The organism is Stagnihabitans lacustris (genome assembly GCF_025950525.1).
In the GTDB taxonomy this organism is placed as follows: domain Bacteria; phylum Pseudomonadota; class Alphaproteobacteria; order Rhodobacterales; family Rhodobacteraceae; genus Stagnihabitans.
This window is the reverse complement of sequence record NZ_JAPDGS010000005.1, coordinates 14,014-32,074: the sequence shown is the minus strand read 5'-3', so window position 1 is coordinate 32,074 and position 18,061 is coordinate 14,014. Positions and strand designations below refer to the sequence as shown.

General features: G+C 64.4%; 17 protein-coding genes. 9 read left to right on the top strand and 8 right to left on the bottom strand.

Translation table 11 applies throughout. From position 1 onward, the window contains the following. From NX862_RS13020 to lpdA, 7 genes are all read left to right on the top strand, one after another. Entirely contained in the window at positions 1–489 is a 489-nt protein-coding gene (locus NX862_RS13020) for a DUF922 domain-containing protein (RefSeq protein ID WP_264494355.1), read from the top strand. Positions 490–625: 136 nt separating this feature from the next. Beyond that, positions 626–1,510: a succinate--CoA ligase subunit alpha gene (sucD, locus tag NX862_RS13015; RefSeq protein ID WP_264494354.1), complete on the top strand. Its 885-nt coding sequence runs from the start codon at positions 626–628 to the stop codon at positions 1,508–1,510. Between the two features lie 66 nt (positions 1,511–1,576). Beyond that, positions 1,577–1,864: a hypothetical protein gene (locus NX862_RS13010; RefSeq protein WP_264494353.1), complete on the top strand. Its 288-nt coding sequence runs from the start codon at positions 1,577–1,579 to the stop codon at positions 1,862–1,864. Further along, on the top strand, positions 1,861–4,806 hold the full coding sequence (locus NX862_RS13005; RefSeq protein WP_264494352.1) for a 2-oxoglutarate dehydrogenase E1 component: 2,946 nt from the start codon (positions 1,861–1,863) through the stop codon (positions 4,804–4,806). The genes NX862_RS13010 and NX862_RS13005 overlap by 4 nt, the downstream gene beginning before the upstream one ends. An 11-nt stretch (positions 4,807–4,817) precedes the next feature. Further along, positions 4,818–5,996 (top strand): 2-oxoglutarate dehydrogenase complex dihydrolipoyllysine-residue succinyltransferase, encoded by a 1,179-nt coding sequence (gene odhB, locus NX862_RS13000; protein WP_264494351.1) that lies wholly within the window; start codon positions 4,818–4,820, stop codon positions 5,994–5,996. A 313-nt stretch (positions 5,997–6,309) separates the two neighbouring features. Then, entirely contained in the window at positions 6,310–6,705 is a 396-nt protein-coding gene (locus tag NX862_RS12995; protein WP_264494350.1) for an MAPEG family protein, read from the top strand. Positions 6,706–6,775: 70 nt separating this feature from the next. After that, the gene (gene lpdA, locus NX862_RS12990) at positions 6,776–8,164 is read left to right on the top strand and encodes a dihydrolipoyl dehydrogenase (protein ID WP_264494349.1); all 1,389 of its coding nucleotides are present in this window, start codon (positions 6,776–6,778) and stop codon (positions 8,162–8,164) included. Between the two features lie 223 nt (positions 8,165–8,387). Here lpdA and NX862_RS12985 read toward each other — a convergent pair whose 3' ends face one another. The 3 genes from NX862_RS12985 to NX862_RS12975 form a co-directional block, all read right to left on the bottom strand. Continuing rightward, positions 8,388–9,953, bottom strand: a complete 1,566-nt coding sequence (locus NX862_RS12985) for a peptidoglycan -binding protein (RefSeq protein ID WP_264494348.1) — start codon at positions 9,951–9,953, stop codon at positions 8,388–8,390. 1 nt (position 9,954) lies between these two features. Beyond that, positions 9,955–11,112, bottom strand: coding sequence for a biopolymer transporter ExbB (locus tag NX862_RS12980; protein WP_264494347.1), 1,158 nt, complete (start codon positions 11,110–11,112; stop codon positions 9,955–9,957). A 132-nt stretch (positions 11,113–11,244) separates the two neighbouring features. Further along, positions 11,245–11,766 carry a gamma-glutamylcyclotransferase gene (locus NX862_RS12975; RefSeq protein ID WP_319800881.1) on the bottom strand — a complete coding sequence of 174 codons (522 nt, stop codon included), beginning with the start codon at positions 11,764–11,766 and terminating at the stop codon, positions 11,245–11,247. Between the two features lie 57 nt (positions 11,767–11,823). Between NX862_RS12975 and NX862_RS12970 the strand changes: the two genes are divergently transcribed. Beyond that, entirely contained in the window at positions 11,824–12,780 is a 957-nt protein-coding gene (locus NX862_RS12970) for a DUF2125 domain-containing protein (protein ID WP_264494345.1), read from the top strand. On the opposite strand, the gene NX862_RS12965 is transcribed toward NX862_RS12970, so the two are convergent. Genes NX862_RS12965 through hisC form a run of 3 tightly spaced genes read right to left on the bottom strand, consistent with a single transcriptional unit; the run spans position 12,768 to position 15,549 of the window. Further along, positions 12,768–13,565, bottom strand: a complete 798-nt coding sequence (locus NX862_RS12965) for an extensin-like domain-containing protein (RefSeq protein WP_264494344.1) — start codon at positions 13,563–13,565, stop codon at positions 12,768–12,770. The genes NX862_RS12970 and NX862_RS12965 overlap by 13 nt on opposite strands. Then, positions 13,562–14,464, bottom strand: a complete 903-nt coding sequence (locus NX862_RS12960; protein WP_264494343.1) for a prephenate/arogenate dehydrogenase family protein — start codon at positions 14,462–14,464, stop codon at positions 13,562–13,564. The genes NX862_RS12965 and NX862_RS12960 overlap by 4 nt, the downstream gene beginning before the upstream one ends. Continuing rightward, positions 14,461–15,549 (bottom strand): histidinol-phosphate transaminase, encoded by a 1,089-nt coding sequence (gene hisC, locus NX862_RS12955; protein ID WP_264494342.1) that lies wholly within the window; start codon positions 15,547–15,549, stop codon positions 14,461–14,463. The genes NX862_RS12960 and hisC overlap by 4 nt, the downstream gene beginning before the upstream one ends. A 214-nt stretch (positions 15,550–15,763) precedes the next feature. Between hisC and NX862_RS12950 the strand changes: the two genes are divergently transcribed. After that, entirely contained in the window at positions 15,764–16,504 is a 741-nt protein-coding gene (locus NX862_RS12950) for a hypothetical protein (protein ID WP_264494341.1), read from the top strand. Between the two features lie 27 nt (positions 16,505–16,531). On the opposite strand, the gene NX862_RS12945 is transcribed toward NX862_RS12950, so the two are convergent. After that, complete coding sequence (locus NX862_RS12945; RefSeq protein WP_264494340.1) at positions 16,532–17,065, bottom strand: TIGR00645 family protein; 534 nt, start codon at positions 17,063–17,065, stop codon at positions 16,532–16,534. Between the two features lie 117 nt (positions 17,066–17,182). Beyond that, positions 17,183–17,803 carry a 30S ribosomal protein S4 gene (gene rpsD, locus NX862_RS12940; RefSeq protein WP_264494339.1) on the bottom strand — a complete coding sequence of 207 codons (621 nt, stop codon included), beginning with the start codon at positions 17,801–17,803 and terminating at the stop codon, positions 17,183–17,185. Positions 17,804–18,061 lie beyond the last annotated feature (258 nt).

Below are 18,061 nucleotides of genomic sequence, written 5' to 3'. Positions count from 1 at the left end.
ATGGCACGCCGCGCGCTTCTGTCGGGTCTTTGGCTGGCGCTGATGCCCAGCCTTGGCCTGGCCGATATCTTCGATCAGGCCGATATCACGCTGACCCCCTATCAGGTCAGCGGATCGTCCCTGGACGAGGTCAGCGCGGCGATGTCCGACCAGGGGCCACAGGGCTATTGGGCTTACACGACCTGGAACGCCTCCTGGGATGGTCAGTGCCAGACTGCGGTGACGGCCTCGATCACTTTGCCCGAACTCTCGGACGATGCCGATCTGGACGAGACCCAGGTGGCCGAATTCGACCGTATGGCCAAGGCGCTGTTGGATCATGAACTGGGTCATGTCCAATTCGGCCTTGATTTCGCAGCCGCCGTTGCCGCGGCCGGTTGCCCCTCTGACACTGACGCAATCCTTGCCGATCATGCCCGGGCGGAAAAGGATTACGACGCCCAGACCGAACACGGCTGGTCGCAGGGGGTCTATCTTGAGGAACCCTGACATCCTGCCCCGGCAGGGCCTGCGTGAACTGCCAGCGCATCTGGCCCGCCACAGGCCCCGCCTTCCCTGACCCCGAACCGTCACATTCCCCTAAGGCCCGCGCGCGGGCTTCACCTGAACAGAACGGAGCCGCATCATGGCCATTCTCGTCAACGAACATACCAAGCTGATCTGCCAGGGCTTCACCGGGTCCCAGGGCACGTTCCACTCTGAACAGGCGATTGCCTATGGCACGCAGATGGTCGGCGGCGTGACGCCCGGCAAGGGCGGGACGGAACATCTGGGCCTGCCGGTCTTTGATTCGGTCCATGACGCCGTGGCGCGCACCGGGGCCAATGCCTCGGTCATCTATGTGCCGCCGCCCTTCGCCGCGGATTCCATCCTGGAGGCCATCGACGCCGAAATCCCGCTGGTCGTCTGCATCACCGAAGGCATCCCGGTGCTGGACATGATGAAGGTCAAGCGCGCGCTGATCAATTCGAAGACCCGGTTGATCGGGCCGAACTGCCCCGGCGTCATCACCCCCGGCGCCTGCAAGATCGGCATCATGCCGGGCCATATCCACCGTCGCGGCAAGGTGGGGGTTGTGTCCCGTTCGGGCACGTTGACCTATGAGGCGGTCAAGCAGACCACCGACCTGGGTCTGGGCCAATCCACCGCCGTGGGCATCGGCGGCGACCCGATCAAGGGGACCGAACACCTTGAAGTGCTGGAAATGTTCCTGGCCGATCCCGAAACCGAAGCCCTGATCATGATTGGCGAAATCGGCGGGAGCGCCGAAGAGGAAGCCGCGCAGTTCCTGGCCGATGAGGCACGTCGCGGGCGGTCAAAGCCCTGCGCCGGTTTCATCGCGGGCCGCACGGCACCCAAGGGCCGCCGCATGGGCCATGCCGGCGCCATCGTTGCCGGTGGCAAGGGCGACGCGGAAAGCAAGATCGAGGCCATGTTGGCCGCCGGCATCGTCGTGGCCGACAGCCCGGCCACGCTGGGCGAGGCCGTCATGAAAGCCATGGGCAAGTGACCACGTAGGGCGGGGTTAACCCCGCCTTACCCTTTGGCTGCTAGGCCAAGGCCGCGGAGACCAAGTGTGAAAGAATTGCGCTATCTTTGGCAGAATGCATCGAATGGGCAGGACCGCTGCGGTCCGCGCCTTTTCACGCGTTCGGCCGTGGTGTTGGCGGCACTCTCGGTGCCCGTCCTCCTGCCTGGCGCCCTGATGGTCTATGCCCGCCCCCCGATCGCGGATTGGACACATGGCACCGTCGCGATCCTCACCTTCCTGATCTTCGCCACGCCGCTCTTCTTCTTCGCCCGCCAACGCTCTTTCCCCGGCCCGAACCCCTACGGTCCCATCCCTTCGGAGGCCTTCAAATGACCGACCAAACCCCGAACAAAGCTCTTCACGCCTCCTCTTTCCTGCAAGGGGCCAATGGCGACTATGTTGACGCACTTGCGGCCCGCTATGCCAACGACCCGGCGTCGGTCGATGCACAATGGGCAGAGTTCTTCCGGCTTCTGGGCGACGACAGCCTGGAGCAAAAGCGCCAGGCGGCGGGGCCGTCCTGGGCGCGGGCCGATTGGCCGCCGATGCCGTCTGACGACCTGACCGCCGCGATGACCGGCGAATGGCCGGCCGAGGTCAAGGCCGGCGGTAAAAAGATCGTCGAAAAGGCCGCAGCCAAAGGTGTCGAGCTGACGGAAACGCAGATCCGCCGCGCCGTGCTGGACTCTGTCCGCGCCATCATGCTGATCCGCGCCTACCGCATCCGCGGCCATTATGCCGCCGACCTTGACCCGCTGGGCATGGCGCCCAAGGGCAACCAGCCCGAGCTTGACCCGGCCTCTTACGGGTTCACCGAGGCCGATATGGACCGGCCGATCTTCCTGGACATGGTGCTTGGCCTGGAAATGGCCTCGATGCGCCAGATCGTCGAGATCGTCAAACGCACCTATTGCGGCACCTTTGCGCTGCAATACATGCATATTTCCGACCCCGAACAGGCCGGCTGGCTCAAGGAGCGGATCGAGGGTTACGGCAAGGAAATCGCCTTCACCCGCGAGGGGCGGAAAGCGATCCTGAACAAGCTGGTCGAGGCCGAGGGTTACGAAAAGTTCCTTCATGTCAAATACATGGGCACCAAGCGCTTTGGTCTGGACGGTGCGGAGGCGCTGATCCCCGCCATGGAGCAGATCATCAAGCGCGGCGGCAATCTGGGGGTGAAGGACATCATCGTCGGCATGCCGCACCGCGGGCGGTTGAACGTCCTCGCGAACGTCATGATGAAGCCCTACAAGGCGATCTTCCACGAATTCCAGGGCGGCAGCTACAAGCCCGAGGACGTCGACGGCTCGGGCGATGTGAAATACCACCTGGGTGCTTCGTCCGACCGGACCTTCGACGGCAATTCGGTGCACCTGTCCTTGACCGCCAACCCCTCTCACCTTGAGGCGGTCAATCCGGTTGTTCTGGGCAAGGCCCGCGCCAAACAAGACCAGATGAACGACGCCGACCGCATTTCGGTCCTGCCGATCCTGTTGCATGGCGATGCGGCCTTTGCGGGTCAGGGCGTTGTGGCGGAATGTCTGCAACTGTCGGGCATCAAGGGGCACCGCTCGGGCGGCTGCATCCATATCATCGTGAACAACCAGATCGGTTTCACGACCGCGCCGCATTTCTCGCGCACCTCGCCCTATCCGACCGATATCGCTTTGATGGTCGAGGCGCCGATCTTCCACGTCAACGGCGACGACCCGGAAGCCGTTGTTCACGCAGCCAAAGTCGCCACCGAATTCCGCCAGAAGTTCCACAAGGACGTGGTGCTGGACATCTTCTGCTATCGCCGCTTTGGTCACAACGAAGGCGACGAGCCGATGTTCACCAACCCGGCCATGTATAACAAGATCCGCAAGCAAAAGACGACGCTGCAGCTTTATGCCGAACGTCTGGTGCGCGACGGCCTGATCCCCGAGGGCGAAATCGAGGATATGAAGGCCGCCTTCCAGGCCCGCCTGAACGAGGAATACGAGGCTGGCAAAAACTACAAGCCCAACAAGGCCGACTGGCTGGATGGGCGCTGGAAGAACATGCAGCCCAAGGACCTGGAACACTACCAGCGCGGCGAAACCTGGGTGAAATCCGAGACTTTCGCCGAAGTGGGCGCCGGTCTGACCCAGGTTCCGGGCGGTTTTGACCTGCACAAGACCGTGGCCCGCCAGCTTGAGGCCAAGAAGGACATGTTCGCCAAGGGCACCGGGTTCGACTGGGCCACCGCCGAGGCCCTGGCCTTTGGCTCCCTTCAGGTCGAGGGTTTCCCGGTCCGGCTTGCGGGTCAGGATTGCACCCGCGGCACCTTCTCGCAACGCCACTCCGGCTGGATCGACCAGACCACCGAAGAGCGCCACTATCCCTTGAACCACATCCGCCCGGGTCAAGCGCGCTATGAGGTCATCGATTCGATGCTCTCGGAATATGCGGTCCTGGGCTTTGAATACGGCTATTCGCTGGCCGAACCCAATGGCCTGACCATCTGGGAGGCGCAGTTCGGCGACTTTGCGAACGGCGCCCAGATCATGATCGACCAGTTCATCAACTCGGGCGAATCGAAATGGCTGCGGATGTCGGGCCTCGTGATGCTTCTGCCGCATGGATATGAGGGTCAGGGGCCGGAGCATAGCTCCGCCCGTCTGGAGCGCTTCTTGCAGCTTTCGGCCGAAGACAATTGGATCGTGGCGAATTGCACGACGCCCGCGAACTATTTCCACATTCTGCGCCGCCAGATTCACCGCGACTTCCGCAAGCCCTTGATCCTGATGACGCCGAAATCGCTTTTGCGTCACCCGATGGCGATTTCGGACACCAGCGATTTCGTCGACGGATCGACCTTCCACCGCGTGCTGTGGGACGATGCGCAAAAGGGCCATTCCTCCCTCAAGCTGAAATCCGACGACCAGATCCGCAAGGTCGTGCTCTGCTCCGGCAAGGTCTATTACGACCTGCTGGCGGAACGCGACGCGCGGGGCCAGGACGACACTTACCTGATGCGCATCGAACAGCTTTACCCGGTGCCGACGATCTCCCTGACGGCGGAACTTTCCCGCTTCAAGGATGCCGAATGGGTCTGGTGCCAGGAAGAGCCCAAGAACGCCGGTGCCTGGTCCTTTATCGAGCCGGAACTTGAAGTGATCCTGACCAAGATCGGTGCCAAACACAGCCGCGCCCGCTATGCCGGACGCAACGCTTCGGCCTCGCCCGCCACGGGCCTGGCCTCCAAGCACAAAGCCCAACAAACGGCGCTCGTGAACGACGCGCTGGCCTGAGAGGAAGAGAAATGACCGATGTGATGGTGCCCTCCCTGGGCGAAAGCGTGACCGAAGCCACCGTTTCGACCTGGTTCAAAAAGCCCGGCGACGTGGTGAAACAGGACGAAATGCTGTGTGAGCTGGAGACCGACAAGGTCTCGGTCGAGGTCCCCTCGCCGGTGTCTGGCATCTTGGCCGAGATCCTGGCGCCCGAGGGTGCCACGGTGGCGGCCAGCGCCCGCCTCGCCATCGTGACCGAAGGCGCCTCGGCCCCGGTTGCGGCCCCCGTCGCGGCCCCTGCCCCGGCCCCCGCCCCCGTGGTGGCCAAATCGGTCGAGGATGCCCCCGCCGCCAAAAAGGCCATGGCCGAGGCGGGTCTTTCCCCCGCCCAAGTCACTGGCACCGGCCGCGATGGCCGCATCATGAAGGAAGACGTGGCGGCAGCCCTGGCTGTCCCCGCGCCGGCTCCGGCTGCCATTCCCCGCGCCCCGATCCCCGCCGATGACGCCGCCCGCGAAGAGCGCGTCAAGATGACCCGCCTGCGCGCCACCATCGCCAAGCGGCTGAAAGAGGCGCAAAACACCGCCGCCATGCTGACGACCTATAACGAGGTCGACATGTCGGGCATCATGGAGCTGCGCAACACCTACAAGGACCAGTTCGAAAAGAAGCACGGCGTCAAGCTGGGCTTCATGTCCTTCTTCGTGAAGGCCTGCATCCATGCGCTGAAGGAAATCCCCGAGGTCAACGCCGAGATCGACGGCCAGGACGTGGTCTATAAAAACTACGTCCATATGGGGGTTGCCGTGGGCACGCCCTCGGGCCTGGTGGTTCCGGTCCTGCGCGACGCCGACCAGATGGGCTTTGCCGCCATCGAGAAGAAGATCGCCGAACTGGGCCTGCGCGCCCGTGACGGCAAGCTGACCATGGCCGAGATGCAGGGCGGCTCCTTCACCATCTCGAACGGCGGGGTCTATGGCTCGCTGATGAGCTCGCCGATCCTGAACCCCCCGCAATCGGGCATACTGGGCATGCACAAGATCCAGGACCGCCCCGTGGTCGTCGGCGGCCAAATCGTGATTCGCCCGATGATGTATCTGGCGCTGAGCTACGATCACCGCATCGTCGACGGCAAGGGCGCGGTGACGTTCTTGGTGCGGGTGAAAGAGGCGCTGGAAGACCCGCGCCGGTTGTTGATGGATATCTAAATGGTGCGTGAGATCACGCACCCTACCCCCTCACGCACCCTGCCGCGGTAGGGTGCGTGTTCACACGCACCATGGTCTGACCGAATGTTCACGCGCGTGAAGTCCGCCGTCCGGGTCTGGTGGGAAGGCATCATCCCACCAGCCGAAACGCTGTCAGGTGTCGTGTTTCTCTCTGTAACGCCTCGACGCCATTGGACTTCAAGCGCCGCTCACGGCGTAGTCGAGTTTCTGGCCAAACATTGGCAATTCGTGATCGGGACGACCCTCGCCATTGTATTCGGTATACTCCAACTTTGACGCGAGAAATCAACCCATGCCCCCAGAACTCACCGCCCTCACCCTCGCGGCCCTCTTGCAGGTCGTGCAATTCGCCCTCTTCGCCGTCCCGGCCAACCTAGAACTCGGCACCGGCTATACCTCTTCCGCCCGCGACAAGCCGCCCAGCAAGCCGCTCTCACAAACCACCGCCCGCCTGCAGCGCGCGATGAACAACCACTTCGAGGGCCTGATCCTCTTCACCATTGCGGTCCTCGTCATCACGGCATCCGGCCAGTCGACCCAATTCACCGCCACCTGCGCCTGGGTCTATCTCGGCGCCCGCGTCCTCTATGTCCCCGCCTATGCCATAGGCCTGCGCCCCGGCCGCTCTGCCATCTGGTTCCTGGGCTTTGCGGCCACCACCGCCATGCTGCTCGCGGCCCTCTTCTGACTTCATCTTTTCATAAATATCCCGGGGGTCCGGGGGCAGCGCCCCCGGCCGCCAGCCACAGGAGAACCCCATGTCCGACTTCGACGTCATCATCATCGGCGCAGGCCCCGGCGGCTATGTTTGCGCCATCCGCTGCGCCCAACTGGGCCTGAAGGTCGCCGTGGTCGAAGGCCGTGACACGCTCGGCGGCACCTGCCTGAACGTCGGCTGCATCCCTTCGAAGGCGATGCTGAACGCCACCCATCACCTGCACGAGGTTCATGAGAACTTCGAAAAGATGGGCCTGATGGGCGGCGCGCCCACGGTCGACTGGGCCAAGATGCAGGGCTACAAGCAGGATGTGGTCAACGGCAACACCAAGGGCATCGAGTTCCTGTTCAAGAAGAACAAGGTCACATGGCTGAAAGGCTGGGGCCAGATCACCGCCCCGGGTCAGGTCAAGGTCGGTGACGACACCCACAAAGCCAAGCATATCGTCATCGCCACGGGCTCGGAACCCGCCGCCCTGCCCGGCGTCACGGTCGATGAAAAAACCGTCGTCACCTCGACCGGCGCTTTGGAGCTGGCCACGATCCCCAAATCCGTCACCGTGATCGGCGCGGGCGTCATCGGGTTGGAACTTGGCTCGGTCTATGCCCGCCTTGGTGCCGCGGTGACGGTGGTCGAATACCTGGACGTCATAACCCCCGGCATGGACGCCGAGGTGCAAAAGACCTTCCAGCGCATCCTGACCAAACAGGGGCTGAAGTTCATCATGGGTGCGGCGGTGCAGGGCGTCGAAGCCTCGGCCGAAGGCAATGTCACGACCTATAAACTGCGCAAGGATGACAGCCTGGCCACCCTGACCTCGGATGTCGTGCTGGTCGCCACCGGGCGCAAACCCTATACGGCCGGCTTGGGGCTGGAGGCTTTGGGCGTCGAGATGGGGCCGCGCGGCACGGTCAAGACCGATGCCCATTGGGCGACAAATGTCCCCGGAGTTTATGCCATCGGCGACGCGGTGGCGGGCCCGATGCTGGCCCACAAGGCCGAGGATGAGGGCATGGCGCTGGCCGAGGTTCTGGCCGGAAAACATGGTCATGTGAACTACGGCGTCATTCCCGGCGTGATCTATACGACGCCCGAGGTCGCCTCTGTCGGCGCCACCGAAGAGGCGCTGAAAGAGGCGGGCCGCGCCTACAAGGTCGGCAAATTCCCCTTCATGGGCAATGCGCGCGCCAAGGCGGTGTTCCAGGCCGAGGGCTTCGTCAAGATCCTGGCAGATGCCGCGACCGACCGCATCCTGGGCGCCCATATCATCGGACCGGCGGCGGGCGACCTGATCCACGAGGTCTGCGTGGCGATGGAATTCGGCGCCTCGGCTCAGGACCTGGCGCTGACCTGCCACGCGCATCCGACCTATTCCGAAGCCGTGCGCGAAGCGGCGCTGGCCTGCGGCCACGGCGCGATCCACGCGTAACAGGCCCCGGGGGGCTCACCCCCGGACCCGTTAGAAAGCCGGGGGTTTCACACCCCCGGACCCGTTGGAAAGCCGGGGGTTTCACACCCCCGGACCCCCGTGGAATATTTGAGCCAGTATGAAATCAAGGGCGCGGGGGGAGACCTTTGCGCCCTTTGTCGTTGGACGGCGCTGCGGAACCGGTTGCTTTGGTTCCGCTTGCGTAGCCCGGGGTTACCCCGGGTTATCTTTCGGTCAATTTCAGCTCGATGCGGCGGTTTTGGGCCAGCGCTTCGGGGCTGTCGCCTTCGGCCACGGGTTGGAACTCGCCAAAACCATTGGCAGCCAGGCGCGAGGGCGGAAAGCCCAGGGTTTCGGTCATATAGCGCACCACGGCCAGGGCGCGGGCTTGGCTCAGCTGCCAGTTGTCTTTGAACGCGCCCGTCCCCGAAAGCGGCGTTGCATCGGTATGGCCATCGACGCGGATCACCCAGTTCAGCCCCGCGGGGATCTGCGGAATGACCTGGTTCAAGGTCTGGACGACCTCGGCAATCTGCGCCTGACCTTCGGGCGAGAGGTCGGCCGCACCCGGCTGGAACAGCACCTCGGAGGAAAAGACAAAGCGGTCGCCCACGACCTGCACACCTTGGGTATCGGCCAGAAGCTTGGACAGTTCGCCAAAGAATTCCGAGCGGTATTTCGCAAGGTCAAGGTTCTCGTTGCGCAGGCGTGCGGCCTCGGCGGCCTCCAGATCGGCGCGGGCCTTTTGCTCGGAGGCGACCTGGGCCAGCGCCTGGTTCAGCTTTGACCCCAGCGCCGCGATCTGCACCTTGTTGTCGGCATCCTTGGCGGCGGAGGCATCCAACAGCCCCTGCAGCTCGGCCAATTGGCTGCGCAGCGCGGTCATCTGCTGGTTCAACAGCGTGACATTGCGGGCCTGGGCCGCGATCTGTTCCTCTTTTTCGGACAGGATCTTTTGCGCCATGGCCAGGGCCTCGGCCTTTTGATCCGAGGTCTGGTCGCGCGCAGCCTCGGCCGCGGCCAAAAGCGTCAGGGTCTCTTCGGCCTTTTTGCGTTGTTCCTCCAGCGCCAGGGTCATGGCGGTCAGTTCGGCATCCGCGCCCTTCAGCTTGTCTTGCAGCGCCTGGGCGGCGGCGGCATCCACCAGGCGCTGTTTTTCGGCCTCTGACAGTTCGGCGGCCTTGGCCGCGCCCTCCTGCCGCAGGCTGGCGATCAGCGCCTCCAGGGCCTCACGGCGGGCGGCGGCCAGGCGCGCGGCCTCGGCGCCCGCGTCGATCTCGCTGCGCGCCTTGGCCAGCGCCAGGTTCAGCGCCTCTTGTTCCGACAGGGTCCGCGCCTGGGCGTCCTGCAACGCGGCGATCTGGGTCTTTTGCGTGGTGGCATCGGCCAGAAGGCTGGCCACCTGCGCCTCGAACGAGGCGATGCGGCTTTGGGCCGCCCCCAGCTCTTGTTGTTTCCCCGTCAGCTGCGCCGTCAGATCAAGGATCAGCGCCCCCTGCTCTGCGCCCTTGGTCTCGGCGGCGGTCAGGCTGGCCTGAAGCGAGCCCACTTCGGTTTTCAGCGCATCGGCTTTGGTGCGCTCCAGCCCCAGCGCCTCGGCCAGTTGGGCGACCTGGGCGTTCAGCTCTGACAATTCCGAGGATTGCGAGTTGATCGTGTCGCGCAGGACCGATTGGGCGACCGTCAGGATGGTCAGGATGAACATCATGACCATCAAAAGCGTCGTCACCGCGTCGACGAAGCCCGCCCAGATGTTCGGCTCTTCGCGGCGGCGGCGGGACAGGGCCATGTCAGCGTATCCCCGGCCCGCGCGACAGGCCGCGCAGGGCGTTGGTCATGACGGAAAGTTCGGCGCGCAGGTCCTGCACCGCCTCTTGGCGACCGGCGGAAAGTTCCTCCAGGATGCGCAAAAGCTGCACGTCGATCGACCGCAGGCGCATCCGGCTTTCGGCGTCGGAATAGGCGGGCCCCCCCTCGGGCGGGGCCAGCGCGGCAAGCGCCGTCAACAGCCGCTCTTGGCCTTCGGCGATGCGGTTCAGCGTTTCCAGCTGACGCGGGTCGGCGCCCATCGTGGCGATGGCCAGCGAGAGATCCTCCAGCCGCTGATCGGTGGCCTGGCGGCCCTCTTCGGCCTGCACGAACAGGGTCTGCAGGACCTCGACCTGGCCCGCCATATGGTCCAAAAGTTGCGGGACCAGCTCCTGACCCTGGGTCTCGCCATCGCCCACAAAGCCCAGGCGCGTGATGGTGGACAGCCAATCCTCAAGCTCGCGGTAAAAGCGGTTTTGCCCATGCGAGGCGAACAGCTCCAGCAGGCCCACGATCAGCGACCCCGCAAGCCCCATCAGCGACGAGGAAAACGCCGTCGACATGCCGCCCAGCTGTTCTTGAAGGCCCGCCATCAGCTTGCCAAAGATCGCGACGCCGGTTTCGCCCTCTTGGGGGGCCAGGTTCTTGATCGTGCCGACAATGGCGGGGATCGTGGTGGCAAGGCCATAGAACGTGCCCAAAAGCCCCAGGAAGATCAGCAGGTTGGTCAGGTAGCGCGTGACATCGCGCGCCTCGTCGATGCGCGTCGCCACCGAATCCAGGATCGAATTGGCGTTCGACGAGGTGATCTGACGGCGCTGTCCGCGCAGAAGGGCGGCCAAGGGGGCCAGCAATTGCGGCGGGACGGCGTCATCGGCGCCCGGCGCCTCGTTGGCGAAATTCTCGATCCAGCGGACGGATTGGATCAGGATCAGCACCTGCCAGAAACAGGTCAGCACCCCAAGGGCCAGGACGCCAATGATGAACGCATCCAGGAAGGGGTTGGCGTTGATGATCCCCGCGATCTCGGCCCGCAGCATCCACAGGCCAAAGCCGATCAGCCCGCAGGCCAAAAGCATCGAGGTGATCTGCCGGATCGGCTGGGTGAAAGAGATGGGTCTTGGCGCCTGATCGGTCATTGTTCGCCCTGTTTTCGTTAACAATAGCAGGACGGCGCAAAAGGCCAAGCATTTACGGGGCCATCAGAAAGGCTGGGCCGTTAGAAAGGCTGGAGCGTTTGAAACGGTTGGGCCAACAGAAAAGCTGGGCCCCTAGAGAGGTTGGGCCTTTACCATGGCCACCAGCGCCTCCATTTCGGGGTCGGGAATTCCAAGCTGGGCCAGGTGGTCGGCGGTGGCAAACAGGTAATCGCGGTTGGGGCCTCGTGCGCCCACCGCCTGAGCGATGGCCCGGGCCTGCAGGTTCATGGGCAGCGCCAGGTAGTCGGGCTGCGCCGGGGTGATGACAAAGGTCAGGCCCGTGACCTCTCCCTGGTCGGTCTGCAGCGGCACAAAGCGTTCCTCATAGCCCGAGCCCGACAATTCGCGGTCGCGCAGATAGGGCAGCGCGGTCGCGGGGTCGGCGGCCCGCAGCGCCACGCCATGACAGACCGCCCCCGCCCGCGCATCCAGCGCCAGGACCAGGCCATGCCGTTCCGGCGTGCCGCGATACTGCACCGATTTCATGCAGAAACTGCGGTGCCAGCCGTCCAGCCGCGCCAGCCGCCTTTCCGCCACGACAAAGCCGGGGTTCCAGATCAAAGAGCCGTAACCAAAGACCCAAAGCGCATCCATCATTCTGGTCCTTTCGCTGGACCCCTTGTAAACAGGGCCAAACAGAAAGGGCCAGCGATGAAATGGATCTTGCGGATTGGGCTGGCCCTGGCCGGGCTTTGGGCGGTGGCGTGGTTCTTTGCGGCGCAGGCCTTGCGTCAAGGAGCCGAAGACTGGTTCGCGGGGCAAGAGGCGCAGGGCCTGGTGGCCGAAAACGCCGGCATCGCGGTGCGCGGCTTTGCCTATCGCTTTGATCTGACGGTGGATCAGCCGCATCTGGCGGGCACAGGTTGGGATTGGCAGGCGCCCTTTGCGCAGGTCTTTGCGATGGCCTGGAAGCCTTGGCATGTCATTGCGGTGGCTCCGGGGGGGCAAAGGCTGACGCTGGGGGATCAGGTCCTGACGCTGGACACGCCCAAGATCGAGGCCTCGTTGCGCATGGCGCCGCAAGCCGACCTGCCACCGCGTGAGGCGCGGGTGGAATGGGAGAGCCTGGGCGTGACCTCGTCGCAGGGCTGGACGATATCCACCGCGCATCTGTTGGCGGCGGCGGTGCAGACCGAGGATCAGGCGTTGAAGCTGTGGCTGCAGGTCGATGACCTGACCCTGCCAGAGGGCAGCGACCCCGGCGGGTTGGGGCGGCAGGTGTCCAACCTGCGGCTGGATGCGCGCCTTCCGCTGGACGCCGCCTTGGCCTGGGACATCGAACCGGTGATGCAGGGGCTGGAGTTGAAGACGCTGGATCTGACCTGGGGCCAACTGGACCTGGAGGGGGCGGGGGTTCTCAGCGCCGATCCGAATGGCCAGGCCCAGGGGACGGTGACGCTGCGGATCAAGGGTTGGCAGGCGCTGCCCGATGTGGCCATCGACCTGGGGCTGATCCAACCGGGCCTGCGCGGCGGCATCATGGGCGCGCTGGAGGGCATGTCACAGGCCGGCGAGGACCCGGCCGAGCTGGTCTTGCCCCTGGTCCTGCAAGACGGCCGCATGAGCCTTGGGCCCATCCCGCTGGGACCGGCGCCCTATCTGCAGTAAGGGTCGCCGCCGTGCTGGCTGACATCCAGGTGAATATGGGTCTCGTGATAGCCATCCGAGCCCGGGCCGAGGATCACGTTAAAGGTCCCGCAGCCCGCCTTGCGCGCCTTTTGCCAGCGCCTGTCCAGCCGTGACTTGACCTCGACCGCCTTGCCATTGGTCAGGATCACGGCGGACAGGTCGATCGCCTCGCCCTTGCCATGGACCGAGACCGGGTTGCCCCGCACGTTGTTGCGCGGGCGGCAAGAATAGCTGTCGGCGACGCGCAGGGCCGCCACCTGGTTGTTGAAGGCCGGTTGCAGCGCCCCGGTGATCCAATCCGACAGGGCCGCGGCCTCGGCGCAATTGATCGTCGGCGCCGGTGAGAACGTGACCCCGGCAATCGAGCTGACCTCGACCGGATCGGCAATGCCACAGCCCCGGGTGGTCGACCGCATGGGAGCCAGGGCCTGCCCCTTGATCTCGGCCCGGCCACAGACCGCGCCCTTCATCGTCTGGCGCGCAGGTTTCTGCTCTGGTTCGGCCTGGGGGGCCGAGGCCAGGACGATTTCTTCTTGCAACTCCAGCCCCTTGGGCCGCTTTGGCGGGCGCGGCACGGTCCAGGTGGTCCCCACGGGCGCGGCCTGCGCAAAGGGCCGGGCCTTGGGGCGCAGGCTGGGCGCCGCGCCAACCTGGACGGGCGCCGCCACAACCACGGCCGCAGGTTTCGGCATTGGCCGCTGATCGGCGCTTTGGGCCAGCGCGAGGCCCGGCAAGAGCCCCAGAACCAGCGCCAGCCGCCTCACTTGCTCACCGCGCGGCCGAAATCGGGGGCAGCGGTGTCCTGGCCTGCCTCGATGATGCCGCGGCGGATGGCCCTTGTGCGGGTGAAATAGTCGAACAGGTGGTCGCCATCCCCCATCCGGATGGCACGCTGCAGCACGAAAAGCTCTTCGGCAAAGCGGCCAAGGATGTCCAGAACCGCGTCCTTGTTGGTCAAAAACACATCGCGCCACATGGTCGGATCAGAGGCCGCAATCCGGGTAAAGTCGCGAAACCCCGAGGCCGAATATTCGATGACCTCGGAATTTGACACCTGGGCCAGGTGATCGGCCACCCCCACCATCGTATAAGCGATCAGATGCGGCGCATGAGACACCACGGCGACCACCTGGTCATGATGTTCGGGCGTCATCTCGTTGACCTTCGCGCCCATGGCCTTCAGCAGCAGGGTCAGTTGATCAACCGCAGCGCGCGGCGTGTCGCCCGGCGTCAAAAGCCACCAGCGGTTGACAAACAGCGTCGCAAAGCCCGAACGCGGCCCGGAATATTCGGTGCCCGCCATCGGATGACCGGGGATGAAATGCACACCCTCGGGCAGATGAGGCGCCACCGCCGCCACCACCGCCTGCTTGACGGACCCCACATCGGTGACGGTGCAGCCCGGCGCCAGATGCGGCGCGATTTCCGCGGCCAGGGCGCCCATGGCCCCCACCGGCACGGCCAGCACCACAAGGTCGGCGCCCGCGACAGCCTCGGCCGCGGTGGCGAAAACCTGGTCGCACAGCCCGATCTCCAGCGCGGTCGCCCGCGTCTCGGCCGATTTCGCATGGCCGACGATCTGCCCCACATGGCCGCGCATCGCATGGGCCATGGACGAGGCGATCAGGCCAAGGCCGATCAGGGCGACCTTTTGATAGATCATTCCGCGCCCCGCGCCTTGAACTGGCCGATGGCATGGGCAACGCGGCGACAAGAGGCCTCGTCACCCACCGTGATCCGCAGGCAATGCGGCAGTTTATAGCTGGCCACCCGGCGCACGATCAGCCCCTGGCCTTGCAAGAACAGATCGCAGGCCTGGGCCTCATCGGCGCTGGCGAACCGGGCCAGGATGAAATTGGCCATCGACACATCCGAAGGGATGCCCAGACCCGCCAGCGCCTCGGAAAGCCAATGGCGCATCTTGGCATTTTCGCCGCGGCATTTGGTCACGAAATCCTGGTCGCGCACGGCGGCTTCGGCGGCGTCCAGCTGGGTGTTCGACAGGTTGAACGGGCCGCGGATGCGGTTCAACACGTCGATGATCGCCTTCGGCCCGTAACCCCAACCGATCCGCAAGCCGCCAAGCCCATAGATCTTGGAGAAGGTCCGCGTCATCACGACATTTTCCCGCCGCGTGGCGATTTCCGCGCCGCCGTCATAGCCCTCGACATATTCGGCATAGGCGCCGTCCAGCACGAGGATGGCTTGCGACGGCAGTTTCGCCGCCAGACGCTCAATCTCCGACAAGGGGATCATCGTGCCGGTCGGGTTGTTCGGATTGGCGATGAACACCAGCTTGGTGCGCCGGTTGCAGGCGGCGAGGATCGCATCGACATCGGTGGTGCGTTCCCGCTCGGGGACCTCGACCGGCACCGCACCGACGGCCAAGGCACTGATGCGATACATCAAGAACCCGTGTTCGGTAAAGACGACCTCGTCCTTGGGACCCGCATAGGCCTGACAGAGGAAGGTGATGATCTCATCGGACCCCACGCCACAGATGATGCGGGAGGCGTCCAGCCCATGCGTCTCGGCAATCGCCGCCCGCAGGCCCGCGTGATCGGTCGCAGGATAGCGGTGGATCTGGTGGACCGAGCGCGAAAAGGCGTCCTTGGCGCGGTCCGAAGGCCCGAAGGGATTTTCGTTCGACGAGAGTTTGACGACATTCGTCACCCCCGCGACCGCGGCCTTGCCGCCCTCATACAGGGCAATGTCCAGGATACCGGGTTGGGGGCGGATGTCGTTCATCGTCTTCCTCGAAATGCTGGGGCGGTTTTAGCCTTGGGGGCGCGGCTTTGCCAGCGGCTTTTGCGGGGTTGCCCGACTTGACTGGCCCGACTTGGGTGGCCCGACTTGGGTGGCCCGACTTGTGTGGCCCGACTCGGGTGGCCCGACTTGAGTGCCTTGACTTGGGCAGGGGCTTTGCCGCCTATGGGTCCATATCAGCCGCAGGACAGATGCCTTGCCCTTTGCCGACCTGGAAACCATGGCTTTGGCCGATTACCTGACCCGAGAGGCCGCGCGCCCGGGCCTGTGGTATTACATCGACATCCCCCAGACCGCCGGGCGCGCCATTCCCGCGGCCCTGTCGCAGCGGATGCGGCCCTATCGCAACCTGTTCACCCAGGACCCCGACCCCGGCCGCAGCCACGAGGCCAAGATGGGCGATGTGCTGGATGGGTTCCTCGGCGGGCTGACGGCGGCGCCTTGTCGCGCGGCCTCGGGGCACACGCCCTGGCATATGCTGGACGCCCTGCGCGCCGCCCTGCCCGACTTGCGCATCTTTACCATGCTGCGCCAACCCGAAGAGCGGGTGATCGCCGACTACCTGTATCAATGCTCGGCGGCCCATCCGCCGCATGAAAGCTTTCAGGCGCAGTTTCCGCGGCTGGAGGATTACATCGACCACCCCTCCTCGCAAGAGACGATGACGACCTATCTTTATGGCAAGGGCCCACGCCCCACGCCCGAGGCGCTGATCGACCACCTGGGCCGGGGCTTTGCCTTTGTGGGTCTGGTGGACCGCGCGGAATTCTCGTTGGCGCAGATCTTTGGCGCCATGGGGCGGACGGCGCCGGCCTTTGACCCGCCGCCCGCCGCCGATGTATCCCAGGACCTGCGCGCGCTGATCCGCCGCGCAAATCCGCTGGACCAGGTGGCCTATGACTATGTGCTGACTGTGTTGCGCCGCCAAGGGGCCTGACGTGGTGGCCTGACGTGGTGGCCTGACCTAGTGGCTGGCCGACTTGCTGGCGATGAAGTCCATCAAGGCCATGATCACGCCGGAAAAGACGAAGGTCAGGTGGATGACAACCAGCCAGAACAGCTTGCGATCCATTTCGGGGCCGGGGACATATTCTTCGATCCCCATGAACCACTTCAGCAGGTCGATGGCGGAAATCGCCACGATCGAGGCGATGAGCTTCATCTTGAGCCCCGAGAAATCGACCGTCCCCATCCAGCTGGGCCGATCCGCGCCGGCGTCGAAATCGAACTTCGACACGAAATTCTCATAGCCCGAGAACAGCACGATCACCAGAAGATTGGCCGCAAGCGTCAGGTCGATCAACGTCAGGACCACAAGGATGACATCTTCGCTTTTCATCTCGAAGACCTGGGGGGCGTAATAGAAGACCTCTTTGCAGAAGACGACCAAAAGCATCCCAAGGGCTATGACAAGGCCCAGATACATCGGCGCCATCAGCCAGCGGCTGGCAAAGAGCAGCTTTTCGAAACCGCGTTCGGCCTTGTTCGGTGTGGACATGGGGTTCTCCCGGAATGACTGCTGCAGGTTCTGCGACAAAGGCGACAGAAAAGCAAAGGCCCGCCGGGTGGGGCGGGCCTTTTTCGACGACATGAGCCCGAAGGATCAGGTCTTTGCTTAGTTCTTGGCGTAGTATTCGACCACGAGGTTCGGTTCCATCACGACGGGATAGGGCACGTCAGACAGGCCGGGGGTGCGGACGAACTTGACCGTCAGCTTGGACTGGTCGACTTCCAGATAGTCGGGGATGTCACGCTCGGTCAGGGCCAGGGCTTCGGTGATTGCAGCCATCTGGCGCGACTTTTCGCGGACCTGGATGATGTCGCCTTCCGACACGCGGTAGGAGGCGATGTTCACCGGCTTGCCATTCACGGTCACGTGGCCGTGGTTGACGAACTGGCGCGCGGCAAAGACGGTCGGCACCAGCTTGGCGCGGTAGACGACGGCGTCGAGGCGACGCTCCAGGAAGCCCACCAGAGCCTCACCGGTATCGCCACGCGAACGGTCGGCGTCGGCATAGATCTTGCGGAATTGCTTTTCGGTCAGGTCGCCGTAGTAACCCTTCAGCTTTTGCTTGGCGCGCAGCTGCGTGCCGAAGTCGGACAGTTTGCCCTTGCGGCGCTGGCCGTGCTGACCGGGGCCGTATTCGCGCTTGTTCAGCGGCGACTTGGGACGACCCCAGATATTTTCGCCCATGCGGCGGTCGATCTTGTATTTGGCAGCGGTGCGTTTGGTCATCGCTGATCTCCTTCTGACTGTGAAGGGCGTTGTCCTTTCCCGGTCTCCCGGGCGACAGGCTTCCCTTTGCAGGGGCCACCAACACCAATGAAAACCCCCGCAGGCTGCGGGAGTTGGGGGCGTATAGGCGGGAGGGCGGGGGGTGTCAACGGGGGAGGTGGCAGAAGAAGAGAGTATTTGGGTCAGTATGAAAGGGAAAGGGCTGTGGCTTTGAACCAGATCGAAAGCAGGGGGCGTCCTTGCGGGCGCCCCCTTTGG